Source organism: Mesorhizobium sp. WSM3868 (assembly GCF_002294785.1).
In the GTDB taxonomy this organism is placed as follows: Bacteria; Pseudomonadota; Alphaproteobacteria; order Rhizobiales; family Rhizobiaceae; genus Mesorhizobium.
Window position 1 is genome coordinate 178,594 of record NZ_NSGB01000011.1, and the last position, 16,050, is coordinate 194,643.

Here is a 16,050-nt window from a genome sequence, read left to right on the forward strand (position 1 = left end):
TTCTTGGATACCGTAAAACTTAAATCACCCATCGACGGCTCGATCTACGCCGAGCGGCCGGTCGCGACGGATCAGGCGATCAATGCGGCGGTAGAGAGAGCCAGGGCGGCGCAGGAGAAATGGGCCGAGACACCGGTCGCCGAGCGCGGCAAGTACATGCTGGCGATGCTGGAAGCGCTGGTCGGCATCAGCGACGAGATCGTGCCCGAGATCGCCTGGCAGATGGGGCGGCCGGTGCGCTATGGCGGCGAGTTCGGCGGCGTCAAGGAACGCACCAGCTACATGGTCGAGATCGCGGAAGCCGCGCTGAAGCCGATCATGGCCTCCAATCCGAAGGACGGCTTTCGCCGCTATGTCAAGAAGGTGCCGCTCGGCGTCGTGCTGGTGATCGCGCCGTGGAACTATCCGTATCTCACCGCGGTCAACACGATCGTGCCGGCGCTGATGGCCGGAAGCGCGGTCATCCTCAAGCATGCGGCGCAGACGCTGCTGGTCGGCGAGCGCTTCCAGCAGGCGTTCGACAAGGCGGGCCTGCCGAAAGGCCTGTTCCAGAACCTGGTCATGAACCACGACCAGACCGAAAGGCTGCTCGGCTCGGGCAAGATCGATCATGTCAACTTCACCGGCTCGGTCGCCGGCGGCCGGGCCATCGAGAAAGCCGCGGCCGGCACCTTCATGACGCTCGGCCTCGAGCTCGGCGGCAAGGATCCGGCCTATGTCCTTCCCGACGCCAAAATGGACCATGCGGTCGCCAATCTGGTCGACGGCGCCTTCTACAATTCCGGCCAATGCTGCTGCGGCATCGAGCGCGTCTACGTGCACGAAAAGGTCTATGACGAGTTCGTCGAAGGTTTTGTCGCCGAGACCAGGAACTATGTCGTCGGCAATCCGCTGGAGCAGGCGACGACCATGGGTCCGATGGCGCAGGCACGCTTCGCCGACCTGATCCGCGAGCAAAAGGCAGAGGCGCTGCGCAAGGGCGCCAAGGCGCATATCGCCATGAAGGTGGAGAACGACAGGCCGGGCTCGCCCTATCTGGCGCCGGAAGTGCTGACCGGTGTCGACCACCAGATGAGCGTCATGCGCGAGGAAAGCTTCGGCCCGATCGTCGGCATCATGAAGGTGCGCGACGACGAGGAAGCCATCGCGCTGATGAACGACAGCCCCTATGGGCTGACGGCCTCGATCTGGACGCGCGACACCGAGCGCGCCGTGGCGATCGGCGACCGGGTCCAGACAGGCACCGTGTTCATGAACCGCTGCGACTATCTCGATCCGGCGCTAGTCTGGACCGGCGTCAAGGACACCGGCAAGGGCGCGGCGCTGTCCGCCATCGGCTACGACAATCTGACCCGGCCGAAATCCTACCACCTGCGCGAAGCGATCTGAATTCGAAAGACAATCCATGTCCAAGCTCACCTCCAAATGGAACTACCCCACCACCGTCCGCTTCGGCGCGGGGCGCATCAAGGAACTGCCGGACGCGCTGGCTGCGTCAGGCATCAAGCGCCCGCTTTTCGTCACCGACCCGGGCCTGGCGAAGCTGCCCGTCGTCGCTTCGACACTGAAGATCCTCGACGATGCCAAGGTGCCTTATGGCGTCTTTTCCGAGGTGAAGCCGAACCCGGTCGAGTCCAACCTGACCGCCGGCATCGCCGTGTTCAAGAAAGGCAAGCATGACGGGGTCGTCGCTTTCGGCGGCGGCTCGGCGCTCGACCTCGGCAAGCTGATCGCCTTCCAGGCCGGGCAGACGCGTCCGGTATGGGATTTCGAGGACATCGGCGACTGGTGGACGCGCGCCAACTCGGAGGCGATCGCGCCGATCATCGCGGTGCCGACCACGGCGGGCACCGGTTCCGAGGTCGGCCGCGCCGGCGTCATCACCAATGAAGAGACCCACACCAAGAAAGTCATTTTCCATCCGAAGCTTCTGCCGGCGATCGTGATTGCGGATCCGGAGCTGTCGGTCGGCATGCCGCCCTTCATCACGGCCGGCACCGGCATGGACGCGCTCGCCCACTGCCTCGAAGCCTATTGCGCGCCGGGCTATCATCCGATGGCCGACGGCATCGCCGTGGAAGGCATCCGGCTGGTGTTCGAAAACCTGCCCAAGGCCTTCGCCAACGGCAAGGATCTGGTCGCCCGCGCGAATATGATGAGCGCGGCCGCGATGGGCGCGGCCGCCTTCCAGAAGGGGCTGGGCGCCATCCACTCTCTGTCGCATCCGATCGGCGCGCTCTACGACACCCATCACGGCATGACCAATGCGGTGTTCATGCCCTATGTCCTCGCCTTCAACCGCGATGCGATCGAGCACCGCATCGCGCGGCTCGCCGCCTATTGCGGCATCAAGGGCGGCTTCGATGGCTTCGCAAAAGCCGTCATCAAATTGCGCAAGGAGCTCAAGGTGCCGCATGCACTGCCCGGCCTGATCAAGGGCCTCGACATGGACAAGAACCGCAAGACACTGATCGCCGACATGGCGGTGGTCGATCCGACCGCCGGCGGCAATCCGGTCAAGCTCACCAAGAAAGGGGCGCTTGCTCTGCTCGAAAATGCCATCGTAGGGTCTGTGTAAACCAATTTGCAGCGGAAAGTTGATCTGGAAACGAGGGGAAAGGAAAGGGCAACGGGCGGAATGCAAGGAGGAGAATAATTAGCCGGAAAAAGAATCGCGAAGCGATTGCTACAGCCGGTTAAAGAGAGTTTACTTTTTCGTGTTGCGGGGTGCCGCTTTCACAAAGCTTTCATCTGGCTGTCACACGAAAACGATACCGCATCGCAGGCGTCCAATGGCGTCAGTTCAACGGAGAGAACACATGTTCAAATTCACGGGGAAAGTGCTTTCCCTTTCGGCCGCGGCGCTGTTTGCGTCGACGGTGATTTCGTCCGCCGACGCGATGGACGATCTCGTCAAGGCGGCGAAAGCCGAGGGCCAGCTCACCACCATCGCGCTGCCGCACGACTGGTGCGGCTACGGCGACGTCATCGCCGGCTTCAAGGCGAAGTATCCGGAGATCACCGTCAACGAGCTCAACCCGGATGCAGGCTCCGGCGATGAGATCGAGGCGATCAAAGCGAACAAGGACAACAAGGGCCCGCAGGCACCTGACGTCATCGACGTCGGCCTGTCCTTCGGTCCGTCCGCCAAGAAGGACGGCCTGATCCAGCCTTATAAAGTCTCGACCTGGGATTCCATTCCGGACAGCGCCAAGGACGCTGACGGCTACTGGACAGGCGACTATTATGGCGTGCTCTCGTTCCAGGTGAACAAGGATCTGGTCAAGGAATCGCCGACCGACTGGGCCGACCTGCTGAAGCCTGAATTCGCCAACTCGGTTGCCCTTGCCGGCGATCCGCGCGCTTCGAACCAGGCTATCCAGGCCGTCTACGCCGCCGGCCTTGCCAGCGGCGCTGCCGCTGGCGAAGCCGCAGGCACTGCCGGGCTCGAATTTTTCAAGAAGCTCAATGCCGCCGGCAACTTCGTGCCGGTCATCGGCAAAACCGCGACGCTCGCCCAGGGCCAGACGCCGATCCTCGTGACCTGGGACTACAACGCGCTCTCCGGTCGCGACACGCTGAAGGGCAATCCCCCCGTTGACGTCATTGTGCCGAAGACCGGCGTCGTCGCCGGCGTTTACGTGCAGGCGATCAGCGCTTACGCGCCGCATCCGAATGCGGCCAAGCTTTGGCTAGAATATCTCTACTCCGACGAAGGCCAGATCGGCTGGCTGAAGGGCTATTGCCACCCGATCCGTTTCAACGATCTCGCCAAGAACGGCAAGGTTCCGGCGGATATGCTGGCGAAGATGCCTCCGGCCGAGTCCTATGCAGCCGCGGTGTTTCCGACGCTCGATGAACAGGGCATGGCAAAAGAAGCCATCACCAAGAACTGGGACGCCGTCGTCGGCGCCAATGTGAAGTAAGCATCAATATGGTCCGGGCGGCCCGATGGCCGCCCGGACTCCCTTCCCAAAACGGTAGCCGGCGCATGACCGATCTCTCGGTTTCCAATCAGGCAATTGCGGGCAAGGCCGCGCCCCCCGGCGAAGCGCGCGCAATGCGGCTGCCGACGCATTGGCTTGGCATAACGCCGTTCTTCGTCTTCGCCGTCATGTTCCTGATCCTGCCCACGCTCTACTTGATGCTGGGCGCCTTCCAGAACGAGGCGGGCGAGTTCACCTTCGCCAACATCGTCGCGCTTTTTTCGGCCAACATCGTTGCCGCCTACTGGATTTCGATAAAGGTTAGCCTGGCGTCATCGCTGATCGGCGCCTTCGCCGGTCTTGCCATCGCCATCGCCATCGTGCGCGGGGGCCTGCCCAACTGGATACGGTCGGGGACGCTGACGTTTTCCGGTGTCGCGTCCAATTTCGCCGGAGTGCCGCTGGCTTTCGCCTTCATCGCGACGCTAGGCCGGCTGGGACTCGTCACCGTGCTGCTCAACACCCTGGTCGGCTTCAACATCTATGCGCATGGCTTCAACCTGCTGTCGTTCTGGGGTCTGACGATCACCTATGTCTATTTCCAGATTCCGCTGATGGTGGTCATCATCGTGCCGGCGATCGACGGGCTAAAAAGGGAATGGGGCGAAGCCGCCGCCACGCTCGGCGCCACCCAGGCGCAATACTGGCGCTTGGTGGTAATCCCCGTGCTGTGGCCAAGCTTCCTCGGCACCGTGATCCTGCTCTTCGCCAATGCCTTCGGGGCGATCGCCACCGCCTATGCGCTGACCGGCTCGTCGCTCAACATCGTGCCGATCCTGCTCTACGCCCAGATCCGCGGCGACGTGCTGCACAATGCCCATCTCGGTTACGCGATCGCCTTCGGCATGATCGTCATCACCGGGCTTGCCAACATCTTCTACATCTGGTTCCGGACGCGCTCGGAGAGGTGGCTGAAATGAAATCCGGCAGGTTCTGGGCCTGGGTCGTCTTTGTCCTCGGCGCGGCGTATTTCTTCATCCCGCTGATCGCGACGATCGAGTTCTCGCTGCGCATGCGCCGCGGCGTCTATTCCTTGGACGCCTACAAGGTCGTGCTCGGCGACAGCCAGTTCCAGGCGACCTTCATGTTTTCGGTGGTCGTCGCCATCTTCACCATTCTCCTCGGCGTGCTGATCGTCGTGCCTACGGCCTACTGGATCCGCCTTCGCATGCCGCAGATCAGGCCGATCGTCGAGTTCATCACGCTGCTGCCGCTGGTGATCCCGGCCATCGTCATCGTCTTCGGCTATATCAGGATGTATGGGTCGAATTCGCCGCTGCCGTTCCTGGCAACCAATCCAGGCGCGAATGCTCTGCTGGTCATCGGCTATGCAACGCTTGCACTGCCATACATGTACCGCGCCGTCGACACCGGGCTTCGCACCATCGACGTGCGCACGTTGACGGAAGCGGCGCAGATCCTGGGCGCCGGCTGGGGCACGATCATCAGCCGCGTGATCCTGCCCAATGTGCTGATCGCGGTGCTTTCGGGCGCATTCCTGACCTTCGCCATCGTGATCGGCGAATTCACCATGGCCAGCCTGCTCAACCGGCCGGCATTCGGCCCGTATTTGCAGAATCTTGTGGCCAACCGCGCCTATGAGCCGGCGGCGCTGTCGATCATCGCGTTCGTCATAACCTGGGGCTGCATGTCGCTGATCCAGATCTTGTCCCGTTTCGCGCCGAAATCGGCGAACCGCCCCAATTGAGCGAAGTACCGACCGAAAGAAAAAGCCATGGCCGAGCCGTTCCTCTCCATCCAGCATGTGCGAAAGTCCTTCGGCGCCACAACCGTGGTCGAGGATTTCAACCTCGATGTCGCGCCGGGCGAATTCGTCTCCTTCCTCGGTCCGTCCGGCTGCGGCAAGACGACGGTGCTGCGCATGGTGGCCGGCTTCGAGGAGCCCTCGGCCGGCAAGATCGTGGTTAGCGGCAAGGACATCACCAGGCTGAAGCCCAACCAGCGCAATATCGGCATGGTGTTCCAGGCCTATGCGCTGTTTCCCAACCTCACTGTGGCGCAGAATATCGGGTTCGGACTGAAGGTGGCGGGCATGCCCAGGGCGGCCATCGATTCCCGTGTCGCGGAGATGCTCGACATCATCAGGCTGCCGCAGATGGCCGACCGCTATCCCTACCAGCTCTCCGGCGGCCAGCAGCAGCGCATCGCGCTGGCGCGCGCCATTGCGCCGAAGCCGAAGCTTTTGCTGCTCGACGAGCCGCTGTCGGCGCTGGACGCCAAAGTGCGCATTTCGCTGCGAGAGGAAATCCGCTCGATCCAGAAGAAGCTCGGCATAACCACCATCTTCGTGACGCACGACCAGGAAGAGGCGCTGTCGATCTCCGACCGCATCGCGGTCATGTATGGCGGCAAGGCCGAGCAGGTCGGCACGCCGTTCGAGATCTACAACCGGCCGGCGACCAAATTCGTTGCCAATTTCGTCGGCACGCTCAACGTCCTGGAAGGCAAGGTCACCGATGCCGCGTCCGGCAAGGTGCAGGTCAACACGCAGGAAGTCTCGCTGAAGGGAAAGCTCAACGGCTCGAAGTCCGGCGACACGCTGTCGCTGGCGCTGCGGCCCGAAGCGATTTCGCTCGGACGCCAGCCCGGCCACGACACTAGCCTTTCGGGCGAGATCGCCGAAGTGCATTTCCTCGGCTCGGTCATCCGGGTGCGCGTCGGCATCGGCGGCAACACGGTATCGCTCGACACCTTCAACAACTCGGCGACGCCGCCGCCTGTCGTCGGCGAGAAGGCGGACATCTCGTTCTCGTCGGGCGACATGCTGGTGCTGCACTAGGGTGAATGGTGAATAGTGAATAGTGAATGGTAGTCAGCGAAGAGAGCACTTTACGTGCTCGAATTGTTCTGATGATGCCCATTCACCATTCACCATTCACCATTCACCATTCACCATTCACCATTCACCATCGCTTTTTGCAGTGCCAAAGGCCTGGTTCCATCGCTACGATGAGTCATGGCGCTTTTCGAGCTCACCCTCATCCTGCTTCTGATCGCCGTCGGGCTGACGGCGTTGTCGCGATGGCTGGGGATACCTTATCCCTCCCTGCTGGCCTTGGCCGGAGTGGGGATCGCCTTTCTGCCAGGTGCGCCGACCATCGAGATCGATCCGGAACTGGCGCTTGCCCTGTTCATCGCGCCGGTGCTTCTCGATGCCGCCTATGATACGTCGCTGCGCGACCTGAAGCGCTACCGACTGTCGCTGGTGCTGCTGGCGTTGGGCGCGGTCGTCTTCACCACCGTGGTCGTCGCCTTCGTCGGCTGGAAGATGGCCGGTCTGCCGATCGCGGCGGCGATCGCGCTCGGCGCCATCGTCGCGCCGCCGGACGCCGTGGCGGCGAGCGCCGTGCTTGGCCAGTTCAAGGTGCCGCACCGCCTCAACGCCATCCTGCAAGGGGAGAGCCTGCTCAACGACGCCACGGCGCTTCTGATCTACCGCATCGCCGTTTCGGCCGCGGTCGGCTCGGTCATGCTGAGCGATGCGGTGCCGGTGATCCTTCTGTCGACGGTCGGCAGCGTCGCCGCCGGCTATCTGTTCGGCCGCCTCTCGCTGCTGACGCTGACGCGCATCGAGGATGCGGCAAGCAGCACCGTGGTGCAGTTTGCCGGAACCTTTGCCGTCTGGATCATCGCCGACAGGATCGGCCTTTCCGCCATCATCACCATCGTCGTCTATGCCATCACCATCGCGCGCACCGCGCCGCGCCAGATGTCGGCCAGACGCCGCGTCAGCACCTACTCGGTCTGGGAGTCGGCGGTGTTCGTGCTCAATGTGCTGGCTTTCGTGCTGATGGGCCTGCAGGCCCGGTCGATCGTCGGCAGGCTCTCCGGCGATGGGCAGGGCGATGAATTTGTCTTCGCCGCAGCGGTGCTGGCCGTTGTCATCGTGGCACGCCTCGTCTGGGTTTTTGGCTACGTCGCGATCATACGGCGGTTCGCCCGCTTCGACAGCAAAGAGCAAAGGCGGGATGCGCCGACATTCGGGGGCGCCTTGCTTGTCGGCTGGTGCGGCATGCGTGGGCTGGTGAGCCTGGTGGTGGCCATTGCACTGCCGGCCAATTTCCCTGGCCGGGACCCGATCGTGCTTGCCGCCTTCGCGGTCGTGCTCGGCACGCTGGTGCTGCAAGGCATGAGCCTGAAGCCGCTGCTGCGCTGGCTCAATTTCGAAGAGGATACGACGATAGATCGCGAAGTGGCGCAGGCACGCGTTGCCATCATGGAAGCCGCGCTCGACGTCCTGAGCCGCAAGACGTCTGCCGCTGCCGACGTCGTGCGCGAGCAGTACGAGGCCCAACGCAAGATCGCCGAGAATCCTGAGGATGCGCAGGCGGCCACCGAATACGACCGACTGCGCCTCTACGCGATCAAGCGGCAGCGCGATAGGCTCGAAGAATTGCGTCGCGACGGCACGATCGGCGACGAAGCCTATCACCGTCTGGAAGAAGAAATCGACTGGTCCGAGCTGGCAGCATCGCCGGCGGGGCGGTTCCAGTCGCTCACGACCTAGACGATGCCAAGGTCGGCGGTCATGACTGGACCATTCCGCACGTCGATGGCGTCCATTGCAACGCGATGGCCGAGGCGCTAGTGCCGTGGCCGGATATTCAGCCGGTTAATCGATGAAGCTGGTCAGCTACAACATCCAGTACGGCTACGGCAGCGACGGCCGCTACGATCTGGCGCGCGCCGCGCGCCTCGTCGACGGCGCCGACATCATCGCCCTGCAGGAAGTGGAGCGGCACTGGCAGCGCAGCAACGGCGACGACCAGCCGGAAATCCTGTCCAGGCTGCTGCCCGACTATCACTGGGTCTACGGTCCGGCCTTCGACATGGACGCTAGCGAAAAGCGTGATGGGCGCATCGTCAACCGCCGCAGGCAGTTCGGCACGATGCTTCTGTCGAAGCTGCCGATCGTCTGGTCGCGGCTGCATGCGCTGCCGCTGCGCCGCACGCTCAAGCCCCTCAACACGCGCACCGCCGCGCTGGAGTGCATGATCCGGACGCCGGCGGGATCCGTGCGGGTCTTCTCGCTGCATCTTGCCCATATCGCGGCCGAAGAGCGGCTGGAGCAGATCGACTATCTGCTCGCCGAACAGCGCCGCGCGCCGTCCGATGGCGGTCCCTGGAGCGGCGCCGATGACGAGCCGCAGCGCAACTGGGCGAATGGCGAGCCGGAGCCGGAAAACCCGCTGGCGGCGATCTGGCTCGGCGATTTCAACATGGAGCCGGGAAGTGCGGAATACCGGCGCATCGTCGGCAGCACGCCCTATCATCGCGGCGCCGTCTATATCGACGGGTTCGTCGATGCCGCAGCCGTCGCCGCCAAGCCGGTGGTGGACTTCCACACGCATGAAAAGATCATCGAGGGCAGGCTGGCGAAACGCCGGCTCGATCATTGCTTCGTTGGCGGCATGCTGGCCGGGCGGGTGCGTTCCGTGAGCGCCGATATCGGCGAAGTGGCCTCCGACCATTTCCCGCTCAGGGTCGATATCGATCTGGAAACGCCAGGCATCGCCGCTGGGCTTGCAGGCGGGTGAGGCGGGCATGACGCTTTTCGTCTTCCTCGCGGTGCTGTCGGCGGCCGCCATGCACGCGATCTGGAACGCGCTGGTCAAGGTGCACCTCGACCGCTTCCTGTCGATCACCTTGATGACGCTCGGCATGGGGGCTGCGGCGCTGCTGGCGCTGCCTTTCGTTGAAGTGCCGAAAGCCGAGGTCTGGCCATTCATCCTCGCCTCGGTCTTCTTCCATATGGGCTACCGGACGTTTCTGATCGGCGCTTACAAGGCAGGCGATTTCGCTCAGACCTATCCGCTGGCGCGCGGTACCGCACCGCTGCTCTCCGCGCTCGGCGGCATCGTTCTGCTCGGAGAGGTACCGGCGCCACTCTCCATCTTCGGCATCGTGCTTCTGTCGGCAGGCACGCTGGTCATGTCGTTTCGCGGCGGCGTGCATCTTGAACGGTTCAATCTGCGCGCCGTCAGCTTCGCGCTCGGCACATCGATCTTCATTGCCAGCTACACGCTGTCGGACGGCAGCGGCGCGCGGCTGGCGGCAACCGCGCAAAGCTATGCGGCCTGGCTGTTCGTCTGCGATGCGCTCTGGGCGCTGGTGCTGTGCATCGCCTTTCGCGGGCCACAGTCGCTGCCCCTGCTGGCGCGGGACTGGAAAGCGGGCCTCTTCACCGGCGTGCTCAGCGGCGCCGCCTACTGGATCGTGATGTGGGCGATGACCAAGGCGCCGATCGCCTCGGTTGCGTCGCTGCGCGAGACCTCGATCTTATTCGCCATGCTGATCTCGGTGCTGGCGCTGGGCGAGAAGATGACGGCATGGCGCGCCGCTGCGGCGCTGGGCATCGTCGCGGGCGTGGTCGCGCTCAGACTGGGCTGACTTCCCGGTCGATCACGGTCATGACCTCGCCACGCTTCTCGGGGCTGAAGCGGATCACGACGATGATGCAGACGGCGACCACGCCGGCAAACAATGCCAGCGCATAGCCATAGCTGCCTCCCGGCGCTTCGGCGATGCCGGCCTGATACGGGCCGCCATAGGAGGCCGCCAGATTGCCGGCCTGGTAGATGAAGCCAGGCAAGGTCGCCCGCACGGAGCCCGGCGATAGCTCGTTGAGATGCACCGGAATGACGCCCCAGGCGCCTTGCACCGCCACCTGCATGATGAAGGCGCCGAGCGCCAGCATGAACGGCGTCGTCGTATAGGCCCAGAGCGGAATAGCCGGCAGAGCAATGACGCAGGCGAGCGTGATGGCGTTTACACGGCCGATTTTTTCCGACAGCGCGCCGAACGCCAGGCCGCCGACAATGGCGCCGATATTGGCGACGATGGTGATCCAGCTCACCGTGTGCGGATCGAAGCCGTGCTGCTTCTTCAGGAAGGTCGGGTAGAGGTCCTGCGTGCCATGGCTGAAGAAGTTGAAGAACATCATCAGCACCACGGCATAGAGCGCGATGCCCCAGTGCTTCTGCAGCGTTACGAGGAGGCCTGGCCGCGCCTGGGCCCGGCCTGAGACGAAGGCGGGCGATTCAGGCACGTGCGAGCGGATGAAGAGCACGATCAGCGCCGGTACGAAGCTCAGCAGGAACATGGCGCGCCAGCCGAAGGTGAAATCGCCGATCTTCTGGCCGTAGAGCAGCCCATAGACAACTGCCGCCAGCAGATATCCCGCCGGATAGCCGCATTGCAGGATGCCCGAAACCATGCCGCGGGCGCTGGGCGGAATGGATTCCATGGCGAGCGAGCTGCCAAGGCCCCATTCGCCGCCCATCGCGATGCCGAACAGCGCCCGAAGGGCCAGGAATATGCCGAGATTGGGCGAGAAGGCGGCCAGCGCCCCGATCACCGAATAGCTGACGATGTTGAGCATCAGCAGCGGTTTGCGCCCATATCTGTCGGCCAGCATGCCGAACAGGAACGCGCCGATGAATCGCGTGGCCAAGGTCAGGAACAGCGCCTTGGAGACCGCCGGGACATCGGTGTGGAATTCAGCGGCGATATCGGTGAGCAGGAATGTCAGAAGGAAGAAATCAAAAGCGTCGAGCGTCCAGCCCAGGAAAGATGCGAGTACGGTTTTCTTCTGCTCCGAGGTGAGACTCAAATCGCTGCTCCTTTGCATCCGCGAAAGGAACGATATGTTCCATGCAGTGCAAAAGAGAACGGGTTATTTGCCGGTTTCCGATCAACCGGCGGTCACATTTCCGTAAACTCCAAGTCGAGGACCATCAGCCCGTCGGTGCCCCCTTCGAGCGCGGCCACCAGGCGAGCGCCGGCGCGCTGATGCGCCTCGTGCGCCAGATAGGCGTCGCGGGCGGCAGCATCGCGGAAATCGATGGTAAAGCCATGGCCGAAACCGCGCGCGAACGGCTCCGGGCTGACATTGGCGCTGAAATGAACCTTGCCCATGCCGTCGATGGCCGAGCGCAGCGCTTCGAGATCGGCGTGAATCGCGGCGCGCTCGGCCGCGGAGGTGCCGTCGCCGAAGCGGACAAAGACGCAGTGGCGGATCATTGTTCTCCCCTCAAGCCGCCTTATTGCCCTTGAACACGGCCGGCGGCAGCGGCTCGCGTCCGAGGATCAGATCGGCGCCCTTCTCGCCGACCATGATGGTCGGCGCATTGGTGTTGGAGGAGGGGACACGCGGCATCACCGACGCGTCGCAGACCCGCAGGCCGTCGATGCCGCGCAGCCTGAGATCGGGCGTCACCACAGCCATCGCATCATGTCCCATGCGGCAGGTGCCGACGGGATGGTGATCGGTCTTGGACGCGCGGCAGGCATAGTCGAAGAGGTCGGCGTCGCTTTGCAGCGCAGGGCCGGGCAGCACCTCGCGCAGCACAAAAGGCTGCAGCGCCTTCTGCCGCATGATCTCCCGCGCCAGCCGCAGTCCCTTGATCGACATGTCGCGATCGTAGGAATCGGACCAGTAGTTCGGGTCGATCAGCGGATGATCGACGGGGTCGGCGCTCTTCAATCGCACCGTACCGCGCGAGCGCGGGCGCAGGAAGGCGGAGTTCAGCGTCACGCCGGGATTGTTCAGCTTCTCGACCCCGGCCTCGATGCCGGAGCCGAGACCGAGATGGAACTGGATGTCGGGCGAGGCGGCGGTCGGATCGGCGTACCAGAAGCCGCCGGTCTCGAACAGGCTGGAGGCGACGGGGCCCTTCTTCAAAAGCACGTATTGCAGGCCGGCCCACATCGTGCGGTGCAGCTTGGCATAGTTGTCATAGGTGTGGTCGCCGGTGCATTCGGCGATCACGAACAGGTCGAGATGGTCCTGCATGTTGGAGCCGACGCCGGGCAGGTCATGGACCGGCGTGACGCCGACCGACTTCAGATGATCGGCCGGGCCAATGCCGGATTGCATCAAGAGCTTTGGCGAGCCGATGGCGCCGGAGGAGATGATCACCTCGCGTTCCGCGCGCAGGATCGTCTTCTCTCCGCCCGGCCTGTCGACGATCTCGACGCCGATGGCGCGGCCTTTCTCGACGACGACGCGGGTGACGAGTACATCGGTCCTGACCGTCAGGTTCTTGCGGGCGCGGATAGGCTTCAGATAGGCGACCGAGGCGGAGGAGCGCCGCGCGTCTTTCTGGGTGAGCTGGTAATAGCCGACGCCTTCCTGACTGGCGCCGTTGAAATCCGGATTGAAGGGGATTCCCATCTCCTGGCCGGCGCGGAAATAGGCCTCGCAGATCGGCAGCGGCGAGATCGGGTTGGAAACGCCGAGCGGCCCCTGGTCGCCGTGATAATCGTTGGCGAAGCGCTGGTTGTTCTCGGCGCGCTTGAAATAGGGCAGCACGTCGCGATAGCCCCAGCCGGCCAGGCCCTCTTCCTTCTCCCAAGCGTCATAGTCGCGGGCGTTGCCGCGCGTGTAGATCTGGGCGTTGATCGACGAGCCGCCGCCGACAACCTTGGCTTGGGTGTACCAGAAGACGCGGTCCTTCATGTGCTTCTGCGGCACCGTCGACCAGCCCCAGGAAGCGATGCCCTTGGTCATCTTGGCGAAGCCTGCCGGCATGTGGATCAGCGGGTGCCAATCCTTGCCGCCCGCTTCGAGCAGCAGGACTGAATTGGTCGGCTCCTCGCTCAGTCGGTTGGCCAGCACGCAACCGGCCGGTCCGGCGCCAACGATGATGTAGTCAGCCATGGTTCCACTCACTCACAGACGAGGCACGGAGAGCGCGCCGTCGACATCGATGACCGATCCGGTTGCAAAGCCGAATTTTCCGCTGGCAAGTGCGGCCACCACAGCGCCGATATCGGCGCCCTCGCCCCAGCGTTTGGCCGGCACCAACCCGCCGTCTATCAACGCGTCATATTTGGCGGATACGCCTGCCGTCATGTCGGTGCGAATGATGCCCGGCCGCACCTCGAACACGCCGATGTTTTCCGCGGCGAGCCGCAGCGCCAGGTTCTTCACCCACATCGAAAGCCCTGCCTTTGAGATGCAGTAGTCGGCGCGCTCCGGCGAGGCCATTGTCGCGCTGACCGAGGTGATGGTGACGATCGACCTCGCAAAGCTGGCGGGTGTCGCCAGCATCGCCTTGGCGACGGCCTGGCTGAGGAACACCGTGCCGCGCAGATTGATATTTAGCGCGTGGTCGAAATTATCAGGCTTCAATTCCAGAAGGTCGCCGCGCACGACGGCGCCTATGCCGGCGTTGTTGACGAGGCAATCGATGCTGCCGAAGGCGTCCACCGCCGCCGCGACCAGTTTTGGATGGCCGGCGAGATCAGCGATGTCACAGCTGGCATAGGCAAACTTCGCGCCGCGCGCAGCGATGCTTTCGGCAAGTCCATCAGCCGGCTTGTCCGCAAGGTCGGCAGCAAGAATATCGAAGCCGGCATCGGCCAGCGCCTCGGCGCAGGCAAGGCCGATGCCGCGCGCGCCGCCGGTGACGATGGCTGCCGGGCGGGTCATGCCGCGAGCTCCGTCTTGCGGATATGGTCTGCCACGCGCAGCGCCTGGGCTGCGATCGACAGCGCCGGATTGACCGCCGCCGAGGTCGGCAGGAAGCCGGCGTCCACGACGAACAGGTTCTTATGGTCGTAAGCACGACAGAACGTATCGAGTGGCGCCGTCGCCGGGTCGTTGCCCATCCGCACCGTGCCGCACTGGTGCGAGGGCGTGCGCTTGTCGAACGGGCGCGACAGCACGATCGGGTAACCGCAGGCGCGGAAGTTTTCGCGCATCACCTTGGTCAGGCCTTCCAGCGACTGCATGTTGGAGCGCCGCCACTGCATGACGATCTCCTTGCCGTCGACCAGGATGCGGCTTTCAGGATCGGGCAGGTCCTCGCACATCAGGTACCAATCGACGGCGTGGCCGGCCATGAAATCGAGCGCGAATCTCGGCGCCAGCTTCACATTGGCCCGCAGCATGTTGCCGTCGATCTTGCCGAGCAGTTGCACGTTGCCGAGTGGTTTACCGCCCTTGCCGTCCGACAGGTAATAGTCGTTGAGCATCAGCGTCTTCTGGTAGACGGCGTCGTTGCGGCGGCGCGGGTCGATCGCCAGCATCGCGCTCGAATTGTGGTTCATGAAATTGCGGCCGACCTGGTCGGAACTGTTGGCGAGGCCTTTGCCGTTTGTCGAGGGCGAGCGCAGCAGGATGACGGCGGAGTTGATCGCGCCGGCCGAAAGGATGACCAGCTTCGGCGAGAGCGTCCTTTGCGAGCCGTTCTGCGTGTAATGAATGGCGGCAATCGATTTGCCGTCCGGCGAGGCCTCGAGCCAGTCGACATGGGCGCCGGTTTCGAGCTTGATGTTCTTGTCATTGAGCGCCGCCGCCAGAGGCCCGGTCTGGGCGTCGACCTTGCCTTGGCCGGTGTTCGGAAAAGCATCCCAGCCGGTCTTGCCCTCCTTCAGCCAGGCTTCGATGTCGACGCCGAGCGGCAGCGAGGCAGGATGCAGGCCGAGGCCTTTGAGCTCGGCGCGGGCACGCGCGATCGAAGGTTCGTCGGGCACCGGCTTGAAGGCATAGGGAATCGAATGGAACGGCTCGGTCGGATCCTCGCCGAGCGCGCCCCGCACGCGGAAAAGCTGCTCGGCCTTCGAATACCAGGGTTCGAACTCGTCATAGGAAAACGGCCAGGCCGGCGAGACACCGCCGAAATGCTCCAGCTCGGAGAAATCCTCCTTGCGGTAGCGGATCAGCACCGCGCCGAAGAATTTCGAGTTGCCGCCGACATAATAGTAATTGCCGGGGTTGAACGCGGCGCCGCCGGCCTCGCGCCACATCTCCTTCGGCCGGTAATGCCCGTCGACGAAGATCGAGCGCGTCGAGCGCGCATGCGGCGTCGCAGGCAGCGGTTCACCGCGCTCCAGGATCAGGATCGAGGCGCCGCTGCCGGCCAAGCCGGAGGCGATCGTGGCGCCGCCGATGCCGGAGCCGATGATGACGATATCCGGATTTGTCATGGTCTAACAGGCTGTTGAAGAAGTGCATTTGCGGGCGATGAAATTAGCATCGTCGCCGTTGTGGAAGCAGATTTGGCCCATGATCGAGCCGTCAGGTTGGATTTCGGCC

At 63.6% G+C, this 16,050-nt stretch carries 14 protein-coding genes; 9 read left to right on the forward strand and 5 right to left on the reverse strand.

What is annotated here, in order from left to right; translation table 11 throughout:
* Positions 1–3 precede the first annotated feature (3 nt).
* The 9 genes from CK221_RS19045 to CK221_RS19085 all read left to right on the forward strand — a co-directional run bounded on the left by CK221_RS19045 (position 4) and on the right by CK221_RS19085 (position 10,397).
* Positions 4–1,389 (forward strand): aldehyde dehydrogenase family protein, encoded by a 1,386-nt coding sequence (locus CK221_RS19045; protein ID WP_067325854.1) that lies wholly within the window; start codon positions 4–6, stop codon positions 1,387–1,389.
* 16 nt (positions 1,390–1,405) lie between these two features.
* The gene (locus CK221_RS19050; RefSeq protein ID WP_095778818.1) at positions 1,406–2,578 is read left to right on the forward strand and encodes an iron-containing alcohol dehydrogenase; all 1,173 of its coding nucleotides are present in this window, start codon (positions 1,406–1,408) and stop codon (positions 2,576–2,578) included.
* Between the two features lie 241 nt (positions 2,579–2,819).
* Complete coding sequence (locus CK221_RS19055) at positions 2,820–3,926, forward strand: ABC transporter substrate-binding protein (protein ID WP_095778819.1); 1,107 nt, start codon at positions 2,820–2,822, stop codon at positions 3,924–3,926.
* A 134-nt stretch (positions 3,927–4,060) separates the two neighbouring features.
* The gene (locus tag CK221_RS19060) at positions 4,061–4,906 is read left to right on the forward strand and encodes an ABC transporter permease subunit (protein WP_179294421.1); all 846 of its coding nucleotides are present in this window, start codon (positions 4,061–4,063) and stop codon (positions 4,904–4,906) included.
* Complete coding sequence (locus CK221_RS19065) at positions 4,903–5,694, forward strand: ABC transporter permease (RefSeq protein ID WP_067002564.1); 792 nt, start codon at positions 4,903–4,905, stop codon at positions 5,692–5,694. Before CK221_RS19060 ends, CK221_RS19065 begins: the two co-directional genes overlap by 4 nt.
* Before the next feature lie 27 nt (positions 5,695–5,721).
* A complete protein-coding gene (locus tag CK221_RS19070; protein ID WP_095778821.1) occupies positions 5,722–6,786 on the forward strand; it encodes an ABC transporter ATP-binding protein in 1,065 nt (354 codons plus the stop codon).
* A 177-nt stretch (positions 6,787–6,963) separates the two neighbouring features.
* Positions 6,964–8,514, forward strand: coding sequence for a sodium:proton antiporter (locus CK221_RS19075; RefSeq protein WP_095778822.1), 1,551 nt, complete (start codon positions 6,964–6,966; stop codon positions 8,512–8,514).
* A gap of 112 nt (positions 8,515–8,626) precedes the next feature.
* On the forward strand, positions 8,627–9,544 hold the full coding sequence (locus tag CK221_RS19080; RefSeq protein WP_095778823.1) for an endonuclease/exonuclease/phosphatase family protein: 918 nt from the start codon (positions 8,627–8,629) through the stop codon (positions 9,542–9,544).
* Positions 9,545–9,551: 7 nt separating this feature from the next.
* Complete coding sequence (locus CK221_RS19085) at positions 9,552–10,397, forward strand: EamA family transporter (protein WP_095778824.1); 846 nt, start codon at positions 9,552–9,554, stop codon at positions 10,395–10,397.
* Here CK221_RS19085 and CK221_RS19090 read toward each other — a convergent pair.
* The 5 genes from CK221_RS19090 to CK221_RS19110 form a co-directional block, all read right to left on the reverse strand.
* Complete coding sequence (locus tag CK221_RS19090; protein WP_095778825.1) at positions 10,384–11,637, reverse strand: MFS transporter; 1,254 nt, start codon at positions 11,635–11,637, stop codon at positions 10,384–10,386. The two genes, CK221_RS19085 and CK221_RS19090, sit on opposite strands and share 14 nt — an antisense overlap.
* A gap of 74 nt (positions 11,638–11,711) precedes the next feature.
* Complete coding sequence (locus tag CK221_RS19095; protein ID WP_095778826.1) at positions 11,712–12,029, reverse strand: Dabb family protein; 318 nt, start codon at positions 12,027–12,029, stop codon at positions 11,712–11,714.
* A 10-nt stretch (positions 12,030–12,039) separates the two neighbouring features.
* Positions 12,040–13,668 carry a GMC family oxidoreductase N-terminal domain-containing protein gene (locus CK221_RS19100; RefSeq protein ID WP_095778827.1) on the reverse strand — a complete coding sequence of 543 codons (1,629 nt, stop codon included), beginning with the start codon at positions 13,666–13,668 and terminating at the stop codon, positions 12,040–12,042.
* Between the two features lie 12 nt (positions 13,669–13,680).
* Complete coding sequence (locus CK221_RS19105; protein ID WP_095778828.1) at positions 13,681–14,442, reverse strand: 3-ketoacyl-ACP reductase; 762 nt, start codon at positions 14,440–14,442, stop codon at positions 13,681–13,683.
* Positions 14,439–15,941: a GMC family oxidoreductase gene (locus CK221_RS19110; protein WP_095778829.1), complete on the reverse strand. Its 1,503-nt coding sequence runs from the start codon at positions 15,939–15,941 to the stop codon at positions 14,439–14,441. The genes CK221_RS19105 and CK221_RS19110 overlap by 4 nt, the downstream gene beginning before the upstream one ends.
* Between the last annotated feature and the right edge of the window lie 109 nt (positions 15,942–16,050).